The organism is Nocardiopsis moroccensis (genome assembly GCF_055763695.1).
In genome coordinates, this window is record NZ_CP199747.1 from 5,777,121 (window position 1) to 5,802,892 (window position 25,772).

Annotated in this window: 20 protein-coding genes and 2 rRNA genes; 10 read left to right on the forward strand and 12 right to left on the reverse strand. The window is 69.0% G+C overall.

The features are described 5' to 3' along the window. The first annotated feature begins 25 nt into the window (after nucleotides 1–25). Both ACUKCB_RS25610 and rrf read left to right on the forward strand, forming a co-directional pair. Nucleotides 26–3,121: ribosomal RNA gene (locus ACUKCB_RS25610) — 23S ribosomal RNA — on the forward strand. Between the two features lie 104 nt (nucleotides 3,122–3,225). Continuing rightward, a 5S ribosomal RNA gene (gene rrf / locus ACUKCB_RS25615) occupies nucleotides 3,226–3,341 on the forward strand. Between the two features lie 353 nt (nucleotides 3,342–3,694). Here rrf and ACUKCB_RS25620 read toward each other — a convergent pair. The 4 genes from ACUKCB_RS25620 to ACUKCB_RS25635 all read right to left on the reverse strand — a co-directional run bounded on the left by ACUKCB_RS25620 (nucleotide 3,695) and on the right by ACUKCB_RS25635 (nucleotide 7,290). Beyond that, nucleotides 3,695–4,729, reverse strand: coding sequence for a M23 family metallopeptidase (locus tag ACUKCB_RS25620; RefSeq protein ID WP_473038105.1), 1,035 nt, complete (start codon nucleotides 4,727–4,729; stop codon nucleotides 3,695–3,697). 153 nt (nucleotides 4,730–4,882) lie between these two features. Continuing rightward, a complete protein-coding gene (locus tag ACUKCB_RS25625; protein WP_473038106.1) occupies nucleotides 4,883–5,458 on the reverse strand; it encodes a methylated-DNA--[protein]-cysteine S-methyltransferase in 576 nt (191 codons plus the stop codon). Beyond that, complete coding sequence (locus tag ACUKCB_RS25630) at nucleotides 5,455–6,906, reverse strand: AlkA N-terminal domain-containing protein (protein ID WP_473041139.1); 1,452 nt, start codon at nucleotides 6,904–6,906, stop codon at nucleotides 5,455–5,457. Before ACUKCB_RS25630 ends, ACUKCB_RS25625 begins: the two co-directional genes overlap by 4 nt. A 69-nt stretch (nucleotides 6,907–6,975) precedes the next feature. Further along, nucleotides 6,976–7,290, reverse strand: coding sequence for a hypothetical protein (locus ACUKCB_RS25635; protein WP_473038107.1), 315 nt, complete (start codon nucleotides 7,288–7,290; stop codon nucleotides 6,976–6,978). A gap of 148 nt (nucleotides 7,291–7,438) precedes the next feature. On the opposite strand from ACUKCB_RS25635, the gene ACUKCB_RS25640 reads away from it, so the two are divergent. From ACUKCB_RS25640 to sucD, 3 genes are all read left to right on the forward strand, one after another. Continuing rightward, on the forward strand, nucleotides 7,439–7,849 hold the full coding sequence (locus ACUKCB_RS25640) for a cobalamin B12-binding domain-containing protein (protein WP_473041140.1): 411 nt from the start codon (nucleotides 7,439–7,441) through the stop codon (nucleotides 7,847–7,849). 366 nt (nucleotides 7,850–8,215) lie between these two features. Continuing rightward, nucleotides 8,216–9,397 (forward strand): ADP-forming succinate--CoA ligase subunit beta, encoded by a 1,182-nt coding sequence (sucC, locus tag ACUKCB_RS25645; protein ID WP_191273786.1) that lies wholly within the window; start codon nucleotides 8,216–8,218, stop codon nucleotides 9,395–9,397. A 14-nt stretch (nucleotides 9,398–9,411) separates the two neighbouring features. Next, on the forward strand, nucleotides 9,412–10,290 hold the full coding sequence (gene sucD, locus ACUKCB_RS25650) for a succinate--CoA ligase subunit alpha (RefSeq protein ID WP_473038108.1): 879 nt from the start codon (nucleotides 9,412–9,414) through the stop codon (nucleotides 10,288–10,290). A gap of 130 nt (nucleotides 10,291–10,420) precedes the next feature. Here sucD and ACUKCB_RS25655 read toward each other — a convergent pair whose 3' ends face one another. Further along, nucleotides 10,421–10,954 carry a DUF1707 domain-containing protein gene (locus ACUKCB_RS25655; protein ID WP_473038109.1) on the reverse strand — a complete coding sequence of 178 codons (534 nt, stop codon included), beginning with the start codon at nucleotides 10,952–10,954 and terminating at the stop codon, nucleotides 10,421–10,423. Nucleotides 10,955–11,108: 154 nt separating this feature from the next. Between ACUKCB_RS25655 and ACUKCB_RS25660 the strand changes: the two genes are divergently transcribed. Next, nucleotides 11,109–12,743 carry a cell division protein PerM gene (locus ACUKCB_RS25660; protein ID WP_473038110.1) on the forward strand — a complete coding sequence of 545 codons (1,635 nt, stop codon included), beginning with the start codon at nucleotides 11,109–11,111 and terminating at the stop codon, nucleotides 12,741–12,743. A 286-nt stretch (nucleotides 12,744–13,029) separates the two neighbouring features. On the opposite strand, the gene ACUKCB_RS25665 is transcribed toward ACUKCB_RS25660, so the two are convergent. Beyond that, nucleotides 13,030–13,422, reverse strand: coding sequence for a hypothetical protein (locus tag ACUKCB_RS25665; protein WP_473038111.1), 393 nt, complete (start codon nucleotides 13,420–13,422; stop codon nucleotides 13,030–13,032). A gap of 119 nt (nucleotides 13,423–13,541) precedes the next feature. After that, nucleotides 13,542–17,150 (reverse strand): transcription-repair coupling factor, encoded by a 3,609-nt coding sequence (mfd, locus tag ACUKCB_RS25670; RefSeq protein WP_473038112.1) that lies wholly within the window; start codon nucleotides 17,148–17,150, stop codon nucleotides 13,542–13,544. A 482-nt stretch (nucleotides 17,151–17,632) separates the two neighbouring features. On the opposite strand from mfd, the gene cysC reads away from it, so the two are divergent. Next, a complete protein-coding gene (gene cysC, locus ACUKCB_RS25675; protein ID WP_473038113.1) occupies nucleotides 17,633–19,249 on the forward strand; it encodes an adenylyl-sulfate kinase in 1,617 nt (538 codons plus the stop codon). Nucleotide 19,250: 1 nt separating this feature from the next. Further along, the gene (locus ACUKCB_RS25680; RefSeq protein WP_473038114.1) at nucleotides 19,251–20,060 is read left to right on the forward strand and encodes a MazG family protein; all 810 of its coding nucleotides are present in this window, start codon (nucleotides 19,251–19,253) and stop codon (nucleotides 20,058–20,060) included. A gap of 51 nt (nucleotides 20,061–20,111) precedes the next feature. Here the strand turns inward: ACUKCB_RS25680 and ACUKCB_RS25685 are convergent, their stop codons facing one another. Beyond that, the gene (locus tag ACUKCB_RS25685) at nucleotides 20,112–20,294 is read right to left on the reverse strand and encodes a DUF397 domain-containing protein (RefSeq protein WP_473038115.1); all 183 of its coding nucleotides are present in this window, start codon (nucleotides 20,292–20,294) and stop codon (nucleotides 20,112–20,114) included. Next, entirely contained in the window at nucleotides 20,281–21,171 is an 891-nt protein-coding gene (locus tag ACUKCB_RS25690; protein WP_192733319.1) for a helix-turn-helix domain-containing protein, read from the reverse strand. Before ACUKCB_RS25690 ends, ACUKCB_RS25685 begins: the two co-directional genes overlap by 14 nt. 436 nt (nucleotides 21,172–21,607) lie before the next feature. Between ACUKCB_RS25690 and ACUKCB_RS25695 the strand changes: the two genes are divergently transcribed. Further along, nucleotides 21,608–21,853 (forward strand): hypothetical protein, encoded by a 246-nt coding sequence (locus ACUKCB_RS25695; RefSeq protein WP_473038116.1) that lies wholly within the window; start codon nucleotides 21,608–21,610, stop codon nucleotides 21,851–21,853. Then, nucleotides 21,850–22,077 (forward strand): hypothetical protein, encoded by a 228-nt coding sequence (locus tag ACUKCB_RS25700; protein WP_473038117.1) that lies wholly within the window; start codon nucleotides 21,850–21,852, stop codon nucleotides 22,075–22,077. The genes ACUKCB_RS25695 and ACUKCB_RS25700 overlap by 4 nt, the downstream gene beginning before the upstream one ends. A gap of 480 nt (nucleotides 22,078–22,557) precedes the next feature. Here the strand turns inward: ACUKCB_RS25700 and ACUKCB_RS25705 are convergent, their stop codons facing one another. The 3 genes from ACUKCB_RS25705 to ACUKCB_RS25715 all read right to left on the reverse strand — a co-directional run bounded on the left by ACUKCB_RS25705 (nucleotide 22,558) and on the right by ACUKCB_RS25715 (nucleotide 25,450). Then, nucleotides 22,558–23,664, reverse strand: a complete 1,107-nt coding sequence (locus ACUKCB_RS25705) for a protein-L-isoaspartate O-methyltransferase family protein (protein ID WP_473038118.1) — start codon at nucleotides 23,662–23,664, stop codon at nucleotides 22,558–22,560. A 2-nt stretch (nucleotides 23,665–23,666) separates the two neighbouring features. Continuing rightward, entirely contained in the window at nucleotides 23,667–23,798 is a 132-nt protein-coding gene (locus ACUKCB_RS25710; protein ID WP_473038119.1) for a hypothetical protein, read from the reverse strand. 182 nt (nucleotides 23,799–23,980) lie between these two features. Beyond that, a complete protein-coding gene (locus tag ACUKCB_RS25715; RefSeq protein WP_473038120.1) occupies nucleotides 23,981–25,450 on the reverse strand; it encodes an FtsW/RodA/SpoVE family cell cycle protein in 1,470 nt (489 codons plus the stop codon). Nucleotides 25,451–25,772 lie beyond the last annotated feature (322 nt).

A 25,772-nucleotide genomic window follows, 5' to 3' on the forward strand; every position in this document is an offset into this window, starting at 1 on the left:
TGCGCGAGCATCTTATTATCTGTAGTGGCCAAGTGATAGTGGCACACGGTGGATGCCTTGGCATCAGGCGCCGATGAAGGACGTGGGAGGCCACGATAGGCCGCGGGGAGCTGTCAACCGAGCTTTGATCCGCGGGTGTCCGAATGGGGAAACCTAGCCCGAGTTGTGTCGGGTTGCCGCTACCTGAATGTATAGGGTAGTTGGTGGTGACGCGGGGAAGTGAAACATCTCAGTACCCGTAGGAAGAGTAAACAACAGTGATTCTCCTAGTAGTGGTGAGCGAACGGGGAAGAGGCTAAACCGTATGCGTGTGATAGACGGCAGTCGTTGCGTGTGCGGGGTTGTGGGGTGCATCTTTCCAGGTCTGTCGGCCTGGAGCGCTGATGGTTCTTCTAGCTGAATCCGTTGGGAAGCGGTACCGGAGTGGGTGAGAGTCCCGTAGGTGAAGGAAGAGTCTAGGTGTTGGTGTGTTCCCGAGTAGCGCGGAGCCCGAGAAATTCCGTGTGAATCTGGCAGGACCACCTGCTAAGCCAAAATACGTCCTGATGACCGATAGTGCACTAGTACCGTGAGGGAAAGGTGAAAAGTGCCCCGGTGAGGGGTCGTGAAATAGTACCTGAAACCGTGTGCTGTCAAGCCGTCAGAGCTGGGACTTGTTCCTGGTGATGGCGTGCCTTTTGAAGAATGAGCCTGCGAGTCATGGTGTGTGGCAAGGTTAACCCGGGTGGGGTAGCCGTAGGGAAACCGAGTCTGAATAGGGCGGTTGAGTCGCATGCTGTGGACCCGAAGCGGAGTGATCTACCCATGTCCAGGGTGAAGCGGGGGTAAGACCTCGTGGAGGCCCGAACCCACCAGAGTTGAAAATCTGGGGGATGAGGTGTGGGTAGGGGTGAAAGGCCAATCAAACTCCGTGATAGCTGGTTCTCCCCGAAATGCATTTAGGTGCAGCGTCACGTGTTTCTTGCTGGAGGTAGAGCTACTGTTTGGCTGATGGGCCCGACAAGGTTACTGACGTCAGACAAACTCCGAATGCCGGTGAAGTGAAGCGTGGCAGTGAGACTGCGGGGGATAAGCTTCGTAGTCGAGAGGGAAACAGCCCAGATCATCAGCTAAGGCCCCTAAGCGTGTGCTAAGTGGGAAAGGTTGTGGAGTTGCCCAGACAACCAGGAGGTTGGCTTAGAAGCAGCCATCCTTTAAAGAGTGCGTAATAGCTCACTGGTCAAGTGGTTCTGCGCCGATAATGTAGCGGGGCTTAAGTACACCGCCGAAGCTGTGAAGTTCAGCCCGTTGAGGGCTGGGTTGGTAGGGGAGCGTCGTGCATCCAGTGAAGCTGCCGAGTGATCGTGTGGTGGAGGGTGTGCGAGTGAGAATGCAGGCATGAGTAGCGAAAGCAACGTGAGAAACGTTGCCGCCGATTGACTAAGGGTTCCTGGGGCAGGTTAATCCGCCCAGGGTGAGTCTGGACCTAAGGCGAGGCCGACAGGCGTAGTCGATGGATAACGGGTTGATATTCCCGTACCCGTGCATGAGCGTCCAATACTGAATCAGGTGATGCTAACCACGCCGGATCTTTCAAAATCCTTCGGGAGATTGTTTGTATCTGGTCTGGGACCCGAGCTTGTAGTAGGTAAGTGATGGGGTGACGCAGGAGGGTAGCTCTACCCGGCGGTGGTTGTCCGGGGGTAAGCGTGTAGGCCGAGGGGTAGGTAAATCCGCCTCTCGTTGAGGCTGAGACGTGATGCCGAGCCGTTTTTGGTGAAGTGAGTGATCCCATGCTGTCGAGAAAAGCCTCTAGCGAGTTCGTGTGTGGCCAGTACCCTAAACCGACGCAGGTGGTCAGGTAGAGAATACCGAGGCGTTCGGGTGAACCATGGTTAAGGAACTCGGCAAATTGTCCCCGTAACTTTGGGAGAAGGGGAGCCCTGTCTGGTGACGGTCTTTACGGCCTGAGCTGGGTGGGGTCGCAGATAGCGGGGGGAAGCGACTGTTTATTAAAAACACAGGTCCGTGCGAAGTCGTAAGACGCTGTATACGGACTGACGCCTGCCCGGTGCTGGAACGTTAAGAGGACTGGTTAGTTGGGGTTCGCCCCGGCGAAGCTAGGAATCTAAGCGCCAGTAAACGGCGGTGGTAACTATAACCATCCTAAGGTAGCGAAATTCCTTGTCGGGTAAGTTCCGACCTGCACGAATGGCGTAACGACTTCCCCACTGTCTCAACCATGGGCCCGGTGAAATTGCACTACGAGTAAAGATGCTCGTTTCGCGCAGCAGGACGGAAAGACCCCGGGACCTTCACTATAGCTTGACATTGGTGTTTGGGATGGTTTGTGTAGGATAGGTGGGAGCCGGTGAAGTCGTCACGCTAGTGGCGGTGGAGGCGTTGGTGAAATACCACTCTGACTGTTTCGGGCATCTAACTTTGGACCGTGATCCGGTTCGGGGACAGTGTCTGGTGGGTAGTTTAACTGGGGCGGTTGCCTCCCAAAGAGTAACGGAGGCGCCCAAAGGTTCCCTCAGCCTGGTTGGTAATCAGGTGTTGAGTGTAAGTGCACAAGGGAGCTTGACTGTGAGACGGACGTGTCGAGCAGGAGCGAAAGCTGGGACTAGTGATCCGGCACCGGCGTGTGGAAGCGGTGTCGCTCAACGGCTAAAAGGTACCCCGGGGATAACAGGCTGATCTTCCCCAAGAGTCCATATCGACGGGATGGTTTGGCACCTCGATGTCGGCTCGTCGCATCCTGGGGCTGGAGTTGGTCCCAAGGGTTGGGCTGTTCGCCCATTAAAGCGGCACGCGAGCTGGGTTTAGAACGTCGTGAGACAGTTCGGTCCCTATCCGCTGTGCGCGTTGGAGACTTGAGAAGGGCTGTCCCTAGTACGAGAGGACCGGGACGGACGAACCTCTGGTGTGCCAGTTGTCCTGCCAAGGGCATGGCTGGTTGGCTACGTTCGGGAGAGATAACCGCTGAAAGCATCTAAGCGGGAAGCTTGCTTCGAGATGAGGTCTCCTGCCTCCTGGAGAGGGTAAGGCTCCCTGTAGACGACAGGGTTGATAGGCCGGGTGTGGAAGCCTTGTGAGGGGTGGAGCTGACCGGTACTAATAGGCCGAGGGCTTGTCCGCTGCAGATAATTGGATGTTCGCGCACACTGTATTCACACGAAGCTTGCTCGTGGTCATCGTTCCCTCTTTTTTGGGGTTGAGTGGTGGTTGTGGGTGTTAGGTTTCCGTGGTGGTTGTAGCAGGAGGGTCACACTCGGTCTCATTCCGAACCCGGTCGTTAAGTCTCCTTGCGCTGATGGTACTGCCCTGTGGTGGGGTGGGAGAGTAGGTCGCTGCCACGGTTTTTCTTGAGAAGAAGGGGGAGGGGTTCGCTGGTGCGGGCTTCTCTCTCTTCTTTTTTTGTGGTGGTTTGTGAACATGTGAAAAGCGGGGTTGTTGGTTGGGGAAAGCGGGGTTGCTGGCTGGGGGCCGGCCCTCCCGGGGGTGGCTTGGAGGGGTTTTTCCGGGTGGGTGGGTTCGGCTCCTCTTTTTTGCGGTGATCTTGCTACCAGAAGCAACCTCGGCGCCGACATTGCTTCTGGTAGCAAGATCACCGTGGTGGGGGTGCGGGGGTCTGCGCGGGTGCGGCTTCAAACAGCGGGTTGGGCCCCTGGGGTGCTGGTGGCTGGGCAGTGCGGCACCCCAGGGGGAGGCTTTAGAAGCCGTAGTTGTACATCCAGCCGCCCGGGTAGACGGTGCCGACGCCGTTCCGGTAGGCGTAGCCGCCGTAGGCCGCGCCCTCGACGAAGGTCCAGCCGCCCAGGGTCAGGCCGTTCAGTGCCACGTACCAGCCTGCGGCGTTCGGGTCGGTGTAACCGCGCAGGGCGAAGTGGATGTGGGCCCCGGTGCTGGAACCGCCGGCGCAGACGCTGTTGCCCTGGGTGCCGAGGTAGTGGCCGGTGCCGACGTTGTTACCCGGCAACCACTGGTAGTTCTCCAGGTGGTAGTAGTCCGTGGAGTACCCGTTGTCGTGGATGACCCGGGTCCAGCCGTCACACAGGGAGTAGGCGTAGCCGCCCCGGGCCGCACGGGCCTGGCCGTTGCCGCCGGCGAAGTCCACGGAGCTGTACGGAGGGCCGCCGCTGAAACCGTGAGGACCGCCGGTCATCACCATGGACGTGCCGATCGAGAATGGCAGACCGACGCCGGTGTAGGCCATGGCGGAGATCCGGTTGGGATCGGCGGACGCGGCGACGGTTTCGCGTTCCTCGGTGTCCAGGAGCGAGGAGTCGGCGAGGATCTCGGAGAACTCCTCGGTGCCCTCAAGTCCCACGGACCAAACGGAGCCGTCGAGTTCCGCGGCGAACAGCCAGGCGTAGGGATCCTCGCCCTCGACCTCGGGGGCGGTGACGATGGCGACGCCGAAGGCCGCCTCGTCGGTGGCCTCCCTGACGTCGACCCGGACGTCGCGGTCCTGGGCGTCGAGGGTGGAGAGTTCGGTGGCGCGGAGGTCGAGGACGTCCTCGATAACGGAGTCGGCCAGGGACTCCTCGGCGGGGACCGCGCCGAAGGCGGCCGGCAGGTCCTCGTCGAGACCGAGGACCTCCACGTTGTCGGCGGCGCTGAGCGGCTGCGTCGGGGTCTGGGCAGCCGCGGGGGTGACGGTGGCCGAGACGAGGAGTGCCGTCGCGGCGGTTACCGCGAAGGGCAGGAACGAGGCACGTCGAGGTGCGGGGGCGGGTGGTGTCAACGCTTCTCCTGGGGGAGTCGAGCGAGCGGGGGTCTGAACACAACCTTTGATTGTTGCTACCGCAGAGTAAGCACGGGCTCATTCCCCGACAAGGGGGGCAACCCGAAGTTCATGCGCCCTGCCCCGCCCGCTCCTGTGCCCAACACGCTTCGGTCACGCTCCCCGGCCCGCCCGCTCCAGGGTCAGCAGGTACTCCTTGCGCTCCAGCCCGCCCGCGTAGCCCGTCAGGCTTCCGTTGGCGCCGATGACCCGGTGGCAGGGGACGATGACGCTGATCGGGTTCCGGCCGTTGGCCGTGCCCACCGCTCGGGAGGCCGTCGGCTTGCCCAGTTCCTCGGCGAGCTGGCCGTAACCGGCGGTCTCCCCGTACGGGATGGTGGTCAGCGCCCGCCACACCCGAAGCTGCCAGGGGGTCCCGGCCGGGGCGAGGGGGAGGTCGAACTCCCGGAGCTCCCCGGCGAAGTACGCGGCCAGCTGCCGGGCCGCCTCGGCGAACGGTTTCGCCTCGGCCACCCAGTCCTGGGGGACCGACCGTTCGACGCCCTCCCTGGGCGGGGTCAGCACTCCGCCCAGGGCCTCGCCGTCGCCGTGCAGCAGCAGTTCGCCCAGCGGGGAGTCCACCGTGGTGTAGCGGGTCGGCCCCGGCAGCGGTTCGCGGAACGGTGTCGCGGTGCGCCTCGGTGGGGCGGCTGGTGCCTGGGGCAGATCCAGCGGGAGTTCGGTGTTCATCCTGATTCCTCTCGGTGCTGTTCTTCGTTGAGCGAGGCCCAGAGCAGATGGGTGGCGTACGAACGCCACGGGCTCCAAGCCCGGGTCTCGCGGTTCGCCGCGGCCGCCCGGTCCAGGGCCTGGCGTACGCCGAGGTCGGTGGACAGGAACACGTCCGGGTCCCCGAGGCCGCGCATCCGCACGTACCCGGCGGTCCACGGGCCGATCCCGCGCAGTTCCACCAGGCGCCGCTCCGCCTCGTCGCGGTCGCAGCCCGGCCCCAGAACCACCCGTCCGGAGGCGATCGCCTCCGTCACAGCTACCAGGGCCCGGCCCCGGGCAACGGGGATGGACAGGTCGGAGGGGTCGGCGGCGGCCAGGGCCTCGGAGGTGGGGAACATATGGGTGAGCCCGCCGTCCGGCGTCCGAAGCCGCTCTCCGAACCGGGTCACCAGGCGCCCCGCCAGAGTACGCGCGGCCCGGACCGAGACCTGTTGGCCCAGGACAGCCCGGACCGCCAGCTCCGCCGGGTCCACGTGCCCCGGGGCGCGCACCCCCGGATGCCGTCGCAGGACCGGGCCCAGCACGGGGTCCGGGCCGAGCACCTCCTCGACTGCCTGCGGATCGGCGTCCAGGTCCAGCAGGCTCCGGCAGCGGCGCACGGCGCTGGACAGGTCGCGCGGTTCGGTCAGCCGCAGTCGGCACAGCACGTGCCCGGGGCCCGGGGAGAGTTCGGCGACGGCGGGCCCGTGCGGCAACCGCAGCGTCCGCCGGTACACGCCGCCGGAGTACTCCTCCACCCCCGGGACGGCACGGTCGCCGAGGAAGGACAGCATCCCGCCCAGGTCGATCCGACCCCGGTAGGGCAGCCGCAGCACGATCGAGCTCGGGGCGGCGTGCGTGCCGCCGCCCCGGCCCGCCGCGGCCCGCATCTGGGACGGGGAGCGGTCGAACACCGCGCGCATGGTCTCGTTGAACTGCCGCACACTCGCGAACCCGGACGCGAAGGCGGCGTCCGCCATCGGCATGTCCGTGGTCTCCACGAGGACGCGGGCGGTGTGTGCGCGTTCGGTCCGGGCCAGGGCCAGTGGCCCCGCGCCGACCTCGGCGCTGAGCAGCCGGTTCAGCTGGCGCTCGCTGTAGCCGAGGGCGTCGGCGAGCGCACCCACGCCGCCCCGGTCGACGGCGCCGTCGTGGATGAGCCGCACGGCCCGGCCCACCACGTCGGCACGCACGTTCCATTCGGGGGACCCGGGCACGGTGTCCGGGCGGCACCGCTTACAGGCGCGGAACCCCGACTCCTGCGCGGCGGCCGCGGTCCGGTAGAAGCGGACGTTCTCCCTGCGCGGGGTCACCGCAGGACAGCTGGGGCGGCAGTAGATGCCCGTGGTGCGCACGGCGGTGTAGAAGACCCCGTCGAAGCGGGCGTCCCTGCTGTGTACCGCGCGGTAGCGCTGCTCGTCGTCCATCACGACCACCATGTTCACCGATGGAGGCGCCCCGGCGCTGGCGGTTTTCGGACATGGCGGTCGAGGGGGTCAGTCCTGTGCTCGATCCCTTTCCGGTTCCTCGTCTCCGCCGTGCTCCTCCAGGTATTGGATGTAGACGGGGCGGAGCGCTTCCTGCACCTCGGGGTCGTTCTCGGAGGAGAGCGCCTCGTAGAGGAAGCCGGACGCCTGGGCGACGCTGGCCTCGCTGGCGTCCATGTTGCCCGCGACGGCCTCCGCGGCGGGGATCAGGCCCAACAGCCGCCAGAAGAAACGTACGTCCCACCGTTGCCGTGCCAGCTCCACGGCGCGTTCGCGCAGGTCTTCGGTGCTGGTCTGCTCGAAACCGGTCACGTGGTCGTCCATGTCTGGGAAGATACCCGCACCCGCGCCCGGCATCCGCAAGTGACCTGCGTTACTCTTCACACGAGTTCATCATCTCCACTCCGGGTGTCCGGGAGGCCCTCACAAGGGGCGCCGGGTGCGTACGGGGGAACGTAGTGAGGGGTACGCCATGGCCGAGGCCGCAGCACGGGTCGTCGTCGCGAAGCCGGGACTGGACGGGCACGACCGGGGCGTGAAGATCGTCGCCCGGGTCCTGCGGGACGCGGGGGTGGAGGTCATCTACACCGGTCTGCGCCAGACGCCCGAGATGATCGTGGCGGCGGCTCTGCAGGAGGACGCGGACGCCATCGGGCTGTCGGTGCTCTCGGGCGCCCACATGACCATGTTCGGCCGGGTCATGGAGCTGCTGCGGGAGAACGACGCCACCGATATCCGGGTGTTCGGCGGGGGGATCATCCCCGACTCCGACATCGCGGAGCTGGAGGAGATGGGTGTCGCCAGGATCTTCACACCGGGGGCACCCACCGCGGAGATCGCGGAGTGGGTGCGCGAGAACATCCGGCCCGCGCACGCGGCCTGAGGGCACCGTGACGTTCGTCGCACCCCGGTAGAAGTCCGATGCGGGGCGAAAGTGCCCGGGAACGGTGTTATCCGGGGTGTCACTGGTCACATAAATTCCCACGCGGGGACCGTTCCGGTGCCGCATGAGCGGCTTTTGGGCCCTGACCCGCCGGAGCAACGCCGCCCCGGTGTCCGGCGGCCGGATCGCGGGCGACTAAGCTTTCGCATGTCGCGGGTGGCAACGCCGCGGCGATCTCGATCTTGAGTAGGCGGCTCAACCCCAGCGGGGTTTGCGTCGTGTGACACCTGTTCAGTACGTCACCGCCGATCCGGACACGCCACCCCGGTACACACTTGAGCCAGCGAGTTACAAGGACGGACCCTCGTGGACCTGTTCGAATACCAGGCGAAGCAACTCTTCGCAGAGTACGGGGTTCCCGTACCCCAGGGGAAGGTGGCGAGCACGGCCGCTGAGGCGCGTGCCATCGCTGATGAGTTCGCCGCCGCGGGCAAGCCCCGCGTCGTCGTGAAGGCCCAGGTCAAGACCGGTGGCCGCGGTAAGGCCGGCGGCGTCAAGGTCGCCGACGACCCCGAGGACGCCCAGGCCAAGGCCGAGCAGATCCTCGGCATGGACATCAAGGGCCACACGGTCCACCGTGTCCTGGTCGAGGAGGCGAGTGACATCGCCGAGGAGTACTACTTCTCCTTCCTGCTCGACCGCGCCAACCGCGACTTCCTCGCCATCTGCTCCAAAGAGGGCGGCGTGGAGATCGAGGAGGTCGCCGAGACCAACCCCGACGCCGTAGCGAAGATCTCGATCGACGCCCTCAAGGGCGCCCCGGCCGACGTCGCCGCGGAGATCGTCAAGGCGGGCAAGCTGCCCGAGGCCGCCGTCGCGGGTGCCACGGAGATCATCACCAAGCTCTGGGACGCCTTCGTCGGCAAGGACGCCACCCTCGCGGAGGTGAACCCGCTCATCCTGACCAAGGACGGCCGGGTCGTCGCCCTCGACGGCAAGGTGACCCTGGACGAGAACGCCGAGTTCCGCCAGGACCTGGAGAGCCTGACCTTCGCCGCGGAGGGTGACCCGCTCGAGGTCGCCGCCAAGGCCAAGGGCCTCAACTACGTCAAGCTCGACGGCGAGGTCGGCATCATCGGTAACGGTGCCGGTCTGGTCATGTCGACGCTGGACGTGGTCGCCTACGCCGGTGAGAACCACGGCGGGGTCAAGCCCGCCAACTTCCTCGACATCGGTGGCGGTGCCTCGGCCGAGGTCATGGCGAACGGCCTGGAGATCATCCTGGGCGACCCCGCCGTCAAGAGCGTGTTCGTCAACGTCTTCGGTGGCATCACCGCCTGCGACGCCGTGGCCAACGGCATCGTGCAGGCGCTGGAGCTGCTGGAGAAGCGCGGTGACGACGTCAGCAAGCCGCTGGTCGTCCGACTGGACGGCAACAACGCCGAGCTGGGCCGCCAGATCCTCGACGAGCGCGCCCACCCGGCCGTTCGACGGGTCGACACGATGGACGGCGCTGCCGCTCAGGCCGCCGAGCTCGCGGCGAAGTAGGGGACGAAAACACCATGGCTATCTTCCTGAACAAGGACAGCAAGGTGCTGGTCCAGGGCATGACCGGCTCTGAGGGCACCAAGCACACCCGTCGCATGCTCGCGTCGGGCACCAACATCGTCGGTGGCGTGAACCCGCGCAAGGCCGGCCAGAAGGTCGACTTCGACGGCAACGAGGTCCCGGTCTTCGGCTCGGTCGCCGACGGCATGGCCGCCACCGGCGCCGACGTCACCGTGATCTTCGTTCCGCCGAAGTTCTCCAAGGACGCCGTCATCGAGGCGATCGACGCCGAGATCGGTCTGGCCGTCGTGATCACCGAGGGCATTCCGGTCCACGACACCGCCGCCTTCTGGGCCTACGCCGGTTCCAAGGGCAACAAGACCCGGATCATCGGCCCGAACTGCCCCGGTCTGATCACCCCGGGCCAGTCCAACGCCGGCATCATCCCGGCCGACATCACCAAGCCGGGCCGTATCGGCCTGGTCTCGAAGTCGGGCACGCTCACCTACCAGATGATGTACGAGCTGCGCGACATCGGCTTCTCGTCCGCCGTCGGCATCGGTGGCGACCCGATCATCGGCACCACGCACATCGACGCCCTGGCGGCCTTCGAGGCCGACCCGGACACCGACGTGATCGTGATGATCGGTGAGATCGGTGGCGACGCCGAGGAGCGCGCGGCCGCGTTCATCAAGGAGAACGTGACCAAGCCGGTCGTCGGCTACGTCGCGGGCTTCACCGCCCCGGAGGGCAAGACCATGGGCCACGCCGGCGCCATCGTCTCCGGTTCCTCCGGCACGGCCGCCGCCAAGAAGGAGGCCCTCGAGGCCGCCGGCGTCAAGGTCGGCAAGACCCCGAGCGAGACCGCCAACCTGGCGCGCGAGCTCTTCTAGTCCCAGGGGCACCACGCTCTCGGGCTGTCGTTCGCGAACGGCTCCGCCCCGCCACCGGATCACCGGTAGGCGGGGCGGAGCCGTTTTCGTGTGTTGGCCGCCGGCCGGTCGCTTCGACGGAGCGGCCGGGTCACTCCTCGATCTCGGGGCGGTTCTCCGCGCGTCGGCGCAGGCCCTGCACCGTGGCGACGGTGACGGCGGGGACCATGAACACCACCATGAAGATCGCCCAGCCGATCAGGGCGCCGGCGCTGCCGCTGGCGATCGCGGGGATCCCCCACAGGATGAAGAAGAACCCGCCGAGGAAGATCAGGCCGTTCATGTTGGGGCCGCGGCCTTCGCGTTTGGCCGGTGCGGACGACTCCGAGGCGCTCTCGGCGACCTCGCCCTCCCGCGGCCCGGGGACGGCGGGGGAGTCGGTGGCCGGAGCCGGGCCGACCGGTTCGGGTGCGGTGACGGCGCTGGGGACCAGTCTGCGCGGCAGGTCCTCGAAGAGCGGGACCAGACCGGTGTTGCTGACCGCCCGGAGTGCCGCGTCCGTCCGGCGCTCGTGCTCCTCGGTGTCCAGCCGCCCCTCCTCGAACGCCAACCGCAGGTTTCCGAGCGCCTCGTCGCGTTCGGTGTCGGACAGACGGTAGCGGTGGTCGGGTTCGAGCTCTCCCATATGGTGTCCTTCGTGCGGGGGTGACCGGGCTCTCATCTTACGACGTATCGCGTTTGCTGCCGGTTCCGCACGGAGCCGGGGCACGGCCGATGCGGACACGACACGCGCGGCCGGGATACCACGGAGCATTCCGGTCCCTGGCAGCATAAGTCGGGTGAGTACGCCAGGAACTCCCCCTGCCAGAGGCCGCCCGTCCCGCAGCGGCGCCGCCCCCGCTCCCCAGGGTGCGCCCCGCCCGGTCTACTCCACCGGGGGGATCGCCGCCGCCTCTGCCGCGGGCATCGGGCTGGCGGTGATCGTCACCCTCACCATGATCGGTTGGGTCGCCGCCCCCCACGACACCTTCGGTGAGGACATCGCCGACCTGCTGCGCGGTGCCGTCCTGGCCTGGCTGGTGGGACATCACGTGTCCTTCTCGATCGCGGAGGGACAGATCAGCCTGCTCCCACTGGGGTTGGTGCTGCTGCCGGGACTGGTGCTGTACCGGTTCGGGCACTGGCTGGCCCGCAACTGTGAGATCGGGCGCCTGCGCCACGTCTACCGGGCGGCACTGGCGATCGCCGGACCCTACGCGGCGATCGCCGGCACGCTCGCGCTGCTCGCGCGGACCGACGAGGTCGTTCCGAGCATGCCGCGCGCCCTCCTGATGGGGTTCGTGATCGCGTTCCTCGCCGGCGGGCTGGGGGTGCTCCGCCAGCTCATGCGGGAGAAGGGGGTGGCCGTCCACGACCTGCTCGACCTGATGCCCGCCCGCTCCCGGTCACTCCTGGTGGGCATGCTCGTCTCGACGGGGGTCCTGTTGGCCGGAGGGCTGGTGCTGTTCCTGGTGGCACTGGCGGTGAGCCTGCCCGAGGCGATCGACGCCACGCACATGCTCGCCCCCGGGGTGGTCGGCGGTGCGCTCCTGCTGATCGTCCAGTTGGCCTACCTGCCCAACGCGGTGGTCTTCGCGGTCTGTTACGCGCTCGGGCCCGGTTTCGCCATGGGCGGGGGGACGGAGGTCGCACCGACCGGGGTGTCGGTGGGCGCGTTGCCCTCGCTGCCGATGCTCGCGGCACTGCCCGAGAACGGGGCCGCCCCGGCGCTGTCCCTGGCCGCGCTGGCGGTGCCGTTCGCGGCGGGCGCGATCGGCGGAGTACTGACCCAGCGCAGCGCACCGGACGTGGTCAGTGAGGCGGCGCCCCTGTGGGGTTTCGTGTGCGGTGTGACCACGGGGATGCTCTGCGCGGCGTTGGCAGGACTGGCGGGCGGGTCGCTGGGCGCCCGGCGGCTCACCGAGATGGGCCCCTCGGCCTGGCAGGTCGGCCTGGTGGCCGCCCTGGAGGTGGGTGTGGCCGCGGCGGTAGCGGCGTGGATCGCGAACTGGTGGTACACGCGCAAGCTGTCCCGGGAGGCCGCCACCCGGCGGGAGGAGGTCGGAGCGGAGCGTCCCGTTCCCTCCCAGCCGGTGGTGGAGCTGCCCGAGGACGTGCCGGTGGGCAAGGGGTTGGCCACGGTCACGGCGCTGCGCCCCCGCGAGGAGGAACCGGTCCAGCAGCCACGGGAGCAGACCATTGTCGAGCGCAGGGCCGAGCTGAAGCGGGCACGGCAGGCCCGCAGACAGGACAGGGCCGCCGAGCGGCGGGCACGCAGGGAGGCCCGCCGGGAGCTCCGGTCCCAGCGGCGCACGGAGAAGCGGGCCGAGGGCGGCGGCTGGTGGCGCCGTAGGGCCGACGAGGAAGCCGAGGAGGAGATGTACGGCATCACCTACGAGGCGACGGCGCCGGAGGAGCCGGACCGGAACGGCTGAGGGGGCAGCGGCGACCGGCCGCCCGGTTGCGGTGCTTGCGTGCCCGGCGCCGCTGCCTGGGGGTCATGCCCGGTGACGGGGCGCGGGCGGAGGGCTGTCGGGGTTCGGCGGATCGGCGGCGTGTTCGGGGCAGGAGCGGCGCCGGCGAGGCGAGTCCGAGCACGGCGCCCAGGAGCAGGCAGGCCGCGCCGGCCCACCGGGAACCGCGTCCGCTCGGGTCGGCCCGGGGAGCGCGCTGTCTCGACATGGCGGGCAGTCCAGCCGCGCCCCGGGTGGCGGGAGCGGCTCAGGTCCCGGCGGAGGGGGCGGACGGCGCCCGCAGCACGAGGGCCAGGCCGACGGCGATTGGGACGGACCACCACAGCTGGTACCAGAACACCTCGGCCAGCCCCTGCCACGGTGTGGTGCCCACGGCCGCTCCGACCAGGGCGCCCAGGGTCACGGCCAGGACCGTCCGGCCCGGCACGGGGGCGACCAGGCGCAGGGCCAGTACCCCGACCGCCACCAGGCAGGCGAGGAGGAAGATCCTGTGCGCGAGGGGATCGGGGACCGCCGCCTCCCAGGAGGACCAGCCCAGCAGTGCGGCCGCGCCCACGAGCACGGCCGCGCCCGCTGCGGGAAGGGTTTTCGTGCGTTCTGTCGACGTTCGCTGTTCTTCGGGGGCGTGTCTCGAAGTCATGGGGGCCTCCTGGTGCACCATGCCCGTTTCGTGGCGGTTCCAAGCGCACGGTTCGCGCCACCGACACGGGTGGAGGGCACGGCCCGAAGACCGTGCCCTCCGCCCGGGCCCTCACCCGGCTACTCGCCCTTCGGCTGGGCCCGGCGCTTGTCCGGCTCGAAGATCGCGTTCACCAGGTCGGTGCACCACTTGAGCAGTTCCAGGTCGCGCAGCGGCTTGCCGCCCAGCCCGCCGGCCTTGGGGACCGGGACCAGGAGGGTCCTGGTGGCCTCCTTCCGGATGGACTTGGGGTACATCCGCCGCAGCCGCAACTCCTGGGACTCGCGCAGCTCCACCGGGGAGAACCGGATCTGGTTGCCCTGCATGACCACGTCCGCCAGCCCGGCGGACTTGGCCAGCACCCGGAACCGCGCCACCGCCATGAGGTTGTCCACCGGCTGCGGCGGGGGGCCGTACCGGTCGGTGAGCTCCTCGTGGGCGGCGAGGATGTCCTCCTCGCTGGCGACGCTCGCGATCCGCTTGTAGGACTGCAGGCGCAGCCGCTCGCCCGGCACGTAGTCGTGCGGGATGTGCGCGTTGATCGGCAGTTCGACCTTGGTCTCGACCTCGGCGGCCGCCTCCGGGTCCCCCTTGAGCTCGGCCACGGCCTCACCGACCATGCGCACGTACAGGTCGAAGCCCACGCCCGCGATCGTCCCGGACTGCTCCGCGCCCAGGATGTTGCCCGCGCCCCGGATCTCCAGGTCCTTCATCGCCACGTACATGCCCGCGCCCATCTCGGTGTGCTGGGCCACCGTCGCCAGCCGCTCGTAGGCGGTCTCGGTCAGCGGCTTCTCCGGCGGGTACAGGAAGTACGCGTAGGCGCGGTCGCGGCCACGGCCCACCCGGCCGCGCAGCTGGTGCAGCTGGGACAGGCCGTAGGTGTCGGCGCGGTCGATGATCAGCGTGTTGGCGTTGGGCACGTCCAGACCGGACTCGACGATGGTCGTGGAGACCAGGACGTCGTAGTTCTTCTCCCAGAAGTCGACCATGACCTTCTCGAGCTGCTGCTCGTTCATCTGGCCGTGCGCGTACGCCACCCGGGCCTCGGGCACCATGCGTTTGATGGACGCCGCGACCTTGTCGATGGAAGCCACCCGGTTGTGCACGAAGAACACCTGGCCCTCGCGCATGAGCTCGCGCCGGATCGCCGCGGTGATCTGCTTCTCCTCGTAGGGCCCCACGAAGGTGAGCACCGGGTGGCGTTCCTCCGGCGGGGTGAGGATCGTGGTCATCTCACGGATGCCGGTCAGACCCATCTCCAGGGTGCGCGGGATGGGTGTGGCCGACATCGACAGCACGTCCACCTGGGTGCGCAGCCGCTTCAGGGCCTCCTTGTGCTCGACGCCGAAGCGCTGCTCCTCGTCGATGATGATCAGGCCCAGTTCCTTGAACCGGGTCTCGGCCGACAGCAGCCGGTGCGTGCCGATGACCACGTCGACCTCGCCGGTGCGCAACCCCTCCCGGGTCGCCTCGACCTCGCCGTCGGTCTGGAACCGCGACATCGGTTTGACGGTGACGGGGAAGGAGGCGTAACGCTCGGTGAAGGTCGACAGGTGCTGCTGGACCAGCAGGGTGGTGGGTACCAGCAGGGCGACCTGTTTGCCGTCCTGGACCGCCTTGAACGCGGCGCGCACCGCCACCTCGGTCTTGCCGTAACCCACGTCGCCGCAGATCAGCCGGTCCATCGGGACCGATTTCGACATGTCCTTCTTGACCTCGTCGATCGCGGCCAGCTGGTCGGGCGTCTCCACGTACGGGAAGGCGTCCTCCAGTTCGTGCTGCCACGGGGTGTCCGGGCCGAAGGCGTGCCCGGGCGAGGCCTGCCGTGCCGAGTACAGCCGGATGAGGTCCCCGGCGATCTCGCGGACGACCTTGCGGGCCCGGCTCTTCGCCTTGGTCCACTCGGCGCCGCCCATCTTGGACAGCGTCGGTGCCTCACCGCCCACGTACCGGGTGACCTCGCCGAGCTGCTCGGTCGGCACGAACAGGCGGTCGCCGGGCTGTCCGCGCTTGGACGGCGCGTACTCGATGAGCAGGTACTCGCGGGTGGCGCCCTGGATCTGCCGGCTCACCATCTCCAGGTACCGGCCCACGCCGTGCTGTTCGTGCACGACGTAGTCACCGGGTTTGAGCTGGAGCGGGTCGACCGTGCCCTTGCGGCGGCTGGGCATCCGGCGCATGTCGCGGGTGGAGGACTTCTGGCCCGCCAGGTCGGTCTCGGTGAGCACCACCGTGTGCACCGACCGCAGCAGGAACCCGTGGTCGACCAGCCCGGTGGTGACGGTGGCGATCGCCTCCTTGGGCGCTTCGGCCAGGTCGTCGGTGAGGGTCGCACCCAGCCCGGCGTCGCGCAGCATCGCGACCAGGCGTTCGGCGGGGCCGTGTCCCTGGGTGACCAGCACGACGCTCCAGTTGTCGTGCAGCCAGCCCTTGACGTCGGCCAGGGCGCGCTCGGTGTCGCCGCGGTAGGAGTCGGCGGGCACCGCGCCCACCACGACCGCGTCGTCCTCCTCGGCCGGGCCCTTGTCCTCGCCGGAGCTGAACGGTGTCAGCCCCCACCAGGGCAGGCCCAGGTCCGCGGCGTTCGCACGCAGTTCGGAGATCGACATGTAGGCGGATTCGCCCAGGTCGATGGGGGCCTCTCCGCCGGACGCGGCGTTGATCCAGGAAGCGTCCAGGAACTCTGCGCTGGTGGCCTCCAGTTCCACGGCCCGGGCGCGGATCCGCTCGGGGTCGCAGCCCACCACCATGGCGTTCGTGGGCAGGTGGGCCAGGAAGGGCTCCATGCGCTCGGCGAGTACCGGCGCGAAGGCCTCCATGCCCTCGACCGACACACCGTCGGCGATCTTGCTGAGGACCTCGGCCAGCGAGGGGTGCTCGGCGGCCAGGGCCCGGGCGCGTTCGCGGACGGTTTCGGTGAGCAGCAGTTCCCGGCACGGCGGCGCGAACAGGCCGGAGGCGGCGCTGGTGCGCGGGCCGGTGCCGTCGCCCTCGACAGGGGTGATGGAGCGCTGGTCGGCGACCTGGAAGTAGCGGATGTCGTCGACGGTGTCGCCCCAGAACTCCAACCGGAGCGGGTGTTCCTCGGTGGGCGGGAAGACGTCCAGGATGCCGCCGCGTACGGCCATGTCGCCGCGTTTGTCCACCAGGTCCACGCGGGCGTAGCCGGTGTTGGTCAGGGCGCTGACCACGTCCTCCATGGCGATCTCGTCACCGGGCCGGATCCGGACCGGTTCCAGGTCCCCGAGCCCGGCGACCAGCGGCTGCAGGACGCTGCGGACCGGGGCCACCACCACCCGCAGCGGGCTGGTGAGCGGGTCGGAGGGGTCCGGGTGCGCCAGTCGGCGCAGTACCGCCAGGCGCTGGCCCACGGTGTCCGAACGGGGGGAGAGCCGTTCGTGCGGCAGGGTCTCCCAGGCGGGGAAGAGCGCGACCGAGTCCGCGGGCAGCAGTGAGCCGAGCGCGTCGGTCAGGTCGGCGGCCTCCCGCTCGGTGGCGGTGACGGCGAGTACCGGCCGTTCGGCGCCCACGGGCGCGTCGGCGGCCAGCGCCCCCACCATGAAGGGGCGCAGCGCCGCCGGGGCGACGAGGTCGAGATGGGGATCGCGGCCGCTTCGGGCGGTCTCGATCGCGCTGTGCAGTGCCGGGTCCTTGGAGACGTCGGCGAGAAGTCCAATGAGGCTCATAGCACCAGAAAATGGGAGTGGTCCGGTTCAGGCGTCGCGTCCTGCGGTTCGTGCGGTGGCGAGGCGGTTGCAGCCGCGGTCCCCTCCGTGATGTGCCCCGGCACCGGCACCCGCGTGTGTGCGGCGGGCACGGTCGCCGCCGCCCCGCGGGTCGCTGGGGGCGGTCCGTACGTGGGCGGTGACGGTGCGGGCGGCCGTGGCAGAAGGGCCCGGGTCACCCGGCTCCCCTCAGCTTATCCAGTCCGCCCGTCGGGTGCGGGCCGGGTTCGCGGGGTCGGCGGTTCGGAACCGGTGCGACGGCCCCCGTGTCCGGAGACACGGGCGGGTCGTGTTCATGGGAACCCGTTCCGAACAGGCTCTATTCCGGATCGGTCGCCGTGCCGACGGGCCGGGACCCCTGTCGGGCATACGCTGGGCGCACGCATTTCGCGGCCGGATCCGAGTTGACGGATCCGAGTGGACAGCCAGAGGAGAGGAAGCGCGTGGTGAGTGCCCACAGGCAGGGGAGCGGGTCGGTCGAGGACACCGGCCGGCGGGCCGCTCCGGTCTTCGCCCCAGGTCCGGACGGTCTCGCCCACCTGGAGCTCATCCTCAGCGGCGCCTACCCGCTGCCCGGGTTCATGACCCGGGAGGAGGCGGTGTCGGTGGCGGACCGGGGGCGGTTGCCCGACGGTCGGCCCTGGCCGGTTCCGGTCACCCTGGAGGTACCGGAGGAGCTGGTGGGAGAGGAACGGCTCACCCTCACCGATCTGGAGGGAGCCCCCCTGGCGGAGCTGGCGGTACGGGAGAGCTGGGAGTCGCGGGAGGGCACCGGGGAGAGCGGTGCCGCGGTGACCCGACACCATCTGGCCGGAGACGTCAGCCTGCTGCGTCCGCCCACGTACGGGGTGCTGCGGGAACTGCGCCCCACCCCCGCCGAGGTGCGCGCCCAGCGCGGCCTCGAACCCTGCGCGGACCAGCCCCTGCTCGCCGTGGTCACCGACCGGCCCCTGCACCACCGGGCCCTGCACCAGATCCGTGCCGAGGCCGAGGCCCTGGGCAGTGACGGGGAACGCACCGAGATCCTGGTCATCATCGACACCGGCCTGCACGACGAGGGCCTGGCCGCCGCGGTACTGGCCGCCGAACCGCTGCTGCCCCGCAGCTCGTTCGTCGTGGTCACCCTGCCCCGTTCCCAGGCGCGCTCGGCCGGAAGGCTCGGCGGCGCGTGGACCGAACGCGACGTCGCCCTGGCCGCCCACGTCGCCGCCGCCTACGGGGCCACCCACCTGCTGGCCGAGGCCGGGGAGCAGGTGCCCGAGACCGAACGGGTGATGGCGCTCGAGCCGCCGCTGACCGTCCTGGATCCCGAACCCTGGCGGTACGACACCGAACAGGAGCTCTGGAAACCCCGGACGCACGTCGACCCCCGGGCCGCGCTCGGGGAGCTGCCCGACGCACAGGTCGAGGCGGAGCTGGCGCACGGCCGTGAACTGCCCTCCTGGTTCACTCCGGCCCGGGTCGGTGCCGAACTGGCCCGGCTGCGCCCGGCGCGCACCGAACGTGGCCTCACCCTGCTGTTCACCGGCCTGTCGGGTTCGGGGAAGTCCACCATCGCCCAGGGGGTGTGCGACGGTATCCGCCGTTCCGGGCGCACGGTGACCCTGCTCGACGGCGACGTGGTGCGCCGCATGCTCTCCAAGGGGCTGACCTTCTCCCGGGAGGACCGCGAGCTCAACATTCGCCGTATCGGCTACGTCGCCTCGGAGATCACCCGGCACGGCGGGGTGGCCGTGTGCGCGCCGATCGCGCCGTACGCCGTCGGCCGGGCCGAGGTGCGTGCCATGGTGGAGGAGTTCGGGGACTTCTTCCTGGTGCACGTGGCCACCCCCCTGGAGGAGTGTGAGGCCCGCGACCGCAAGGGCCTGTACGCCAAGGCGCGGGCGGGGGAGATCCCCGAGTTCACCGGGATCTCCGACCCCTACGAGGAGCCGGTCGACGCCGACCTGGTGGTCGACACCGTGGACGCGGACCCCGCCGAGTCCGTGGCCCGGGTGATGGCTGCCCTGCGCGAGGGCGGCTGGCTCCCCGCCGCCGACCAGCACGTGAGTGAGGACTGACATGAGCGAAGCGTCGAACCCGGACGGTGCGGTCGAGGCCGCGGAGGGGGCGGTCGGCCCTGACGGGCGGGGCGCCCCGGCGCCCGGGCACCGGGTGCTGCGCCTGGTGGAGGTCATGGAGACGCTGCGTCGGGAGTGCCCCTGGGACAGTTCCCAGACCCACGAGTCCCTGGCCAAGTACCTGATCCAGGAGTCCTACGAGACCCTGGAGACCATTGAGGACGGTGACTACCCGCAGCTGCGTGAGGAGCTCGGCGACGTCCTGCTCCAGGTGGTCTTCCACGCCGCGATCGGTGCCGAGCGCCCCGAGGGCGATCCGGCGCGTTTCACCGTGGACGACGTCGCCGACGCCATCATCGACAAGATGACCCGGCGTCACCCGCACGTGTTCGGCGGGGTGGCGGTGTCCGGAACCGACGAGGTGTGGTCGAACTGGGAGGCCATCAAGGCGGCCGAGCGCGCGGAGAAGGCGAAGGCCGACGGCGGCAGCGGTGAGACCTCGGTGCTGGACGGGGTGCCCTTCGCGCAACCCGCGGTGCTGCTCGCCTACGAGCTCCAGAAGCGGGCCGTGCGCAACGGCTTTCCCGCCGACCTGGTGGGTGATGACGGGGCCGAGGGCGGGGAGCTGTTCGCGGCGGTCGCCGCCGAGCGGGACCAGGGCCGGGACGCCGAGACCGATCTTCGGTTGGCCGCGCGCCGTTTCGACGCCCGGGTCCGAGCGGCGGAGGAGGCCGCGCGGGCGGATGGCCGTGAGCCGCGTGAGCTCACCGAGGGGGAGTGGCGCGAGTACTGGTCGCAGACCAGCGAATGACCGCGAAACACCGACAGCCCCGGACCGACGTCCGGGGCTGTTCAGCTGAGCCTACTTCTGGTCGTTCTGGGCGACTGACAGGAAAGCGGCCCATTCGGGGCCGACGAATGCGAGATGTCCGGCGGCGCGGTTCTTGGTGTCGCGGACCAGGTGCTCGCCCGGCAGATAGGCGACTTCGACACAGTCGCCCTGGCTCCCGGAGTAGGAGGAGGTGCGGAACTCAAGGGGTGTCATCGGTGAAGCCTTCCATTACATCGGTCAAGAGGGCCCGGGTGTCCACCGTGCCGAGAGCTGACTTGCGTAGGTGCTCGAAGATTCGCCGGTAGCGGGTGAGGTCTTCCGGCGAGTCCAGGAACAGGTTCGCGGTGGGACCCTCCACGTACACGGTCGACAACTCCGCTTCCTCCACGTCCAGCACCGCAAAGCAGGCCATTTCCATTGCCGTGTGGCTTCCGGCAGAGTACGGCAGAACTTGCAGGGTGATGCGGGTTTGTCTGTGGCTCAAGTCTAGGAGGTGGGCCAGTTGGTCGCGCATCACACCCGGCCCTCCCACAGCCTGCCTGACTGCGGCCTCGCCAACGATGGCCCACAGGTGAGGAGCCCCGCGACTGATCCAGTCCTCTTGCCGCCTCATGCGCACCCTGACGAGGTCTTCGATCTCTTCATCTGTGCCTCGCCATGAGGCGGCGCCTGCGGTGATGACAGATCGGGCGTAGTCCTCGGTCTGGAGCAGACCCGGGATCAGCTGGACTTGGTAGGTGGACATGTCCGAGGCGGCTGCCTCAAGCCCGATCAACGTGCCGTAGTGCTTCTCCACCTCATGGCTCTGCCACCACCCGGGAGTCTTTGCCACGCTGCGAAGGTCCATGAGGAGAGCCGTCTCCTCCTCGCTCACTTGGTAGTGGGCGAGCAGGCGATCGAGGCTGTTAATCGAAGGGACCTGTCCATCCGCTCGGCCGGACTCCCACCGGGCTAGCGAGGACGGTTGCGTCTTGACCGCTTTGACCACAGCGGTGAACTGCCTGTCACCTCGGAGGCGTCGGAGCTCTTTCGCGAGCAGCCATCGGGCGACCGTGGGGGCTGTAGGGGCCGGTGTGCGCCTGTTTGCCATGGGTCAAAGGATGCCACAGGCCCCCGGGGAGAGTTGTTTAACAAAGTCGTTTGGCGAAGTTTTCTAAAACGACTTGTTTTTTGTGTGTGGCAGAGAGAGACTTGGGTCTCAGATGAAGGTGCCCCGCGACGCGGGAACGTCCGGGGCGTTGGCCAACGCTTGTAAGGAGCGCTGACGTGAACGACTCTACCTCTCGGGGCTGGCCCCCACTCTCCGGCGTGAGGGCCGTCCTGCGGCCGGACCGCCCCCGGCGGCGGGCTTCTCGGGTGCGGCGGTTCGCCATGCCCGCCCCGGCCGCGTGCGTCCGGCTGCTCTCCGAGCACCCTCAGCCCCGGCCGCGTCCGGGCGGTCCCACCGTTCCGGTGCCCCGGCGCCCCCTTCTCCCCCTCCTGCACCGGGTCCTGGACGGGCTCCGACGCCTCCCGGAGGTGGCCTGATGGCTTTCGACACCACCACCGCAGACCTGCTCGACGCCATCACCGAAGCGCTCACCCTGCCCCCTGCCGCCGACTCGATCGACACGATCCGCCGTACCGCCCTGGAACAGGACCGCTTCCAGGCGGTCCGTGACGCGGTCACCCTGGCCCGCGACAGCGGTGACCCCTGCGCCGGTCTGGACCTGCTCGACCGGCGCATCGGTCAGCTCCCCCTGACCTACGCCGTGGCGGCGGTGGCCGGGTGAAGCGCCGCACCGTCTGCGACGTCCGCGAGGTGGGCAGCGTGACCGTCCTGCGAAAGCTCGCGCACCTGCACCGGTCACCGGTCTCCTACGCCGGGCCCGACATCTACGGTCACCCCGTCTACCTCACCCGGTTCGGCACTGTCGAACGGGTCGCCCGAGGCGCAAGCCGCGACCCGAACCCCCAGCCGCTGAGGTGGCGAAGCCCCCTGGAGACGCGCGCATGACCCCCGGCCGAAGAGCCGGCGCGAGCCTTTCCGGCTCCACGACCGAAGCTCCGCTGCGGGCGGTCGACATCATCGGCCGCGCGATCATCGAGCCCCGCCGTAGTCCTGACCCCGGTGACCCCGTTGCCCGAGTTCAGCGCCTGCTGGGGGAGACACTCGACCCCCCGACCCGGTAGGACGGCCTACCGGGCCGGGCCCCGATCCACCCCTCGGCCGTGCGGCTCACACGGCCACGGTGCCTCCGCCCCACCCGGGCGGAGGCACCCACCTCTCCGGCGAGGCCACATGCCCAGGTGCGTACCCGGTAGGACCCACGACTACGTTCCCGATCCACCCGATCCCTCGGCACCCCGTGTCCGGACGGCGACCTGCCGCCACTGCCGGGACGTGCTGACCGTGACCAACCCTCCGAGCTGACAGCCGGTCCCAGATCGGAGCGGATTCAGCTCGGGGAGGTCCGGTCCCGGACCGGCCCCAGGCTCAGAACGTGACCGGGTGGTTCCAGCTCCGGCCGACCGTGCCGTACACGACCCGGTAGGAATCGCGCTCGGCACCGGCCTCCAACGAGAAGGCGCCCAGCGCCGGAAGGTCGGCCTTCCTCAGCAACCGGTAGGCATCGGCCAACTCGGCGGCCAGGTCGCGGTCGCCACCACCGGTCACCGTGCCATCCGGCCAGACGTAGGCCCACGCCTCGCCCGCGCCCGTCCACACGATCCGGCCGTGACCGCCCCGGAAGGGTCGGACCCCCGTGCCGAGACGCACCCCGGGCAGCATGAGCATGAGTCGGGTCATCATCCCCGAGCCGATCAGCTCGACCGATCCGACCGGGAAGTCCGCCAAGGGCGTCGGCGGCCGACCGAGGCCGGGAAACGGAAGATCGCCCGCGCGCTGGGTACGGTCCCGCATGAATGCGGCCTCCCGCACGAATGGCCCGGTCGCGTCGGTATCGCTCCTCGTCATGGCAACGATCGGCGTGCTGTGCGCGGCTGGGTGGGGGCTCCAGGGGAGCACGATCCGCGCGCCCGGCTCTGCCGCGGCGAGCCACCCGGCGGGTATCCGGGTGGCCGCGCAGGTCGCGATCACCGCGTCGAAGACCTCACCCTCGGGTGGCTGGGCGGCGGTACGAACGGTGACCCCCGTCCCTCCGAGGCGCTCCCTGGCCAGGGCCGCCACACCAGGGTCGATCTCCACGCTGGTGACGGACCCCTTCGCACCGACCAGGGAGGAGAGGATCGCGGCGTTCCATCCCGTGCCGGTGCCGACCTCCAGCACCCGCATGCCTTCCCCGACTCCGGCCGCGGCGAGCATGTCCGCCATGACCTGGGGGGCCGACGAGGACGAACTGGGTTCGTTGCGAGGTCCGCTCCCGCCGTCGTTCGCCTGGGTGGTGACCGCGTCGGAGCCGTAGACCAGGCGCGCCCATCGGCCGGGGTCGGCTGTTCGGTACAGCGGCAGTCCGGTCGCGTCGGGCCAGATCATGTCGGGGATGAACCGGTGCCGGGGGTGGTCGGCGAACGCCTGTCGGATCGTGTCGGTCGTGTCGAGACGCTCCACCAATTCGGTGTGGAGCGCCGAGAGGTCTTCCATCGTCACTTCTCGCCCGTCCCCTTACAGCCCGAGCAGGTGACGACTTCCTGATGGGTCCAGCTACCGCCGCTACCGTCACCGTCGGAGTTGATCACCACAGTTCCCTCACCGTTGCACATGGAGCACGTGGCCATGGGGATCTCCTGAACGAAGGGGGGTTCCTTCGCGTCCTACCCCGAGCGCGTCCGGGAGAACCCGGAGCGTCCGTAGCCGGTCATGCCCGGCCGCGAGCCCCGCGAGCTCACCGAGGGGGAGTGGCGCGGGTACTGGTCGAAGACCGGGGAGTGACCCCCGGCCCCCTCGCCTCCCGGGGCCCTCAGGGAGCGGGAGGGGACTGCCGGCGGTCCCGGACGCTCTCGGGGAGGTCGCGCACGTTGATCACCTCGGTGGAGGGGTCGCTGGGCGCCAGCCCCGCGCTGAACGACTCCTGGGGTCGGCGGGCGGTCTCGCTGATGGTCAGCAGCAGGCCCACGATCAGCCAGTTGGCCATCAGCGCGGACCCGCCCGCCGACAGGAACGGCGTGGTCATACCGGTGAGCGGGATGATCAGGGTGGCGCCGCCCAGCACGATGAACACGTTGAACGCGGTGATGAAGCCGTAGCCGAACGCGGTGAGCTTGAGGAACACGTCCCGGCAGCCCAACGCGATCCGCAGGGCGCGCTGGGCGAACAGGAACAGCAGCACCAGTACCGCCAGCAGCCCGGTCAGGCCGAGCTTCTCACCGACCGAGACCAGGATCAGGTCGCTGTCGGCGGCGAAGAGGTTCTGTATCTCGCCGTCGTGGAAGCCGGTGCCCAGGAGCCCCCCGTAGGCCAGGGCGATCAGCCCCTCCACCACCTGGAAGCTGCCGCCGTCGCTGTGGTAGACCTCCGGGTCGAAGGCGTCCAGCCAGATCCGCACCCGGTTCTGTACGTGCCCGAACAGCAGGTAGGCCACGTAGGCGGCGGCGGAGAAGGCCAGCAGTCCGATGAGCACCCAGGACTTGCGCGCGGTGGCCGCGTAGAGCACCGCCAGGAAGGTGCCGAACAGCAGCAGGGAGGTGCCCAGGTCCTTGGTGCCGACCAGGAGCAGGACCGCGATGCCCCAGCCCACGGCCATCGGTGCCAGGTCGCGGGCGCGGGGCGCGCTGAACACCTTCACCCCGCCGATCCGGAAGGTGCGGGTGACCAGGGCCATGACGTCGCGTTGGCGGCCGAGGTAGGAGGCCAGGAAGACCACCAGCAGTACCTTCGCGAACTCCGAGGGCTGCATGGTGAAGGGGCCGATCATGATCCACCGCCGGGCGCCGAGCACCTCGTGGCCCAGCGGTGACAGCGGAAGCAGGAGCAGGACCAGCGCGCACAGCGCGATCAGGTAGGTGTACATGGTCAGGCGGCGGGGGTGCCGTACGAACAGCACCGCGGCCGCGCACAACCCCATGCCGAGCAGGGTCCACAGCAGTTGGCGGTCGGCCTCGCCGTTGCCGGGGTCGTTGTCGCGGGTCATCTGGAGCGCCCAGATCATGGTGGTTCCGAGCCCGCTCAGCGCCGTGGCCACCGGGAGCAGGACCGGGTCCGCGTAGGGCGCCACGAAGCGCAGCAGGACGTGCAGGCCGAGCGCCCCCGCTCCGAGCGTCAGCGTGTAGACCACGGCGCGGGAGTCGATCCCGTCGGTGACGGACACGGAGGCGAAGAGCAGTGCGGCGGCGGTCACCCCGATCGAGGCCAGGAGGAGGGTGAGTTCGGCGCGTCTTCGGCGCACCGGGCGCAGGGTCCCGTCTGTCGGGTCGGTCTGCGGATTGGCCATGCTTGTCCTCTTACCGTTCGCGCGAGGGCCGGAGCTTCTGTGCGGGGGTGGGACATGGCCCGTAGTTGGAACTATAGGCACGGGCGGGGCGGGTTCAAGCGGAACGGCCGGTTCCGGGCGGTTCGGTTTGGGACGGGCCCGGGGCGTCCCGGCCGCCCCCCGAAGGGATCCGGGGCCCCGCACCCGCGGTCCGTGGAAGTGGAATGTCCGGTATGGACTAGACCAATCCGGCAGGGCGGGGTCCACCGGCCGGGGTACGGGTCGCTAGTCTCGTGTCCGGGTCCGGAACGTGTGGGCCCAGACACCGAAGAGACGGAGAGAT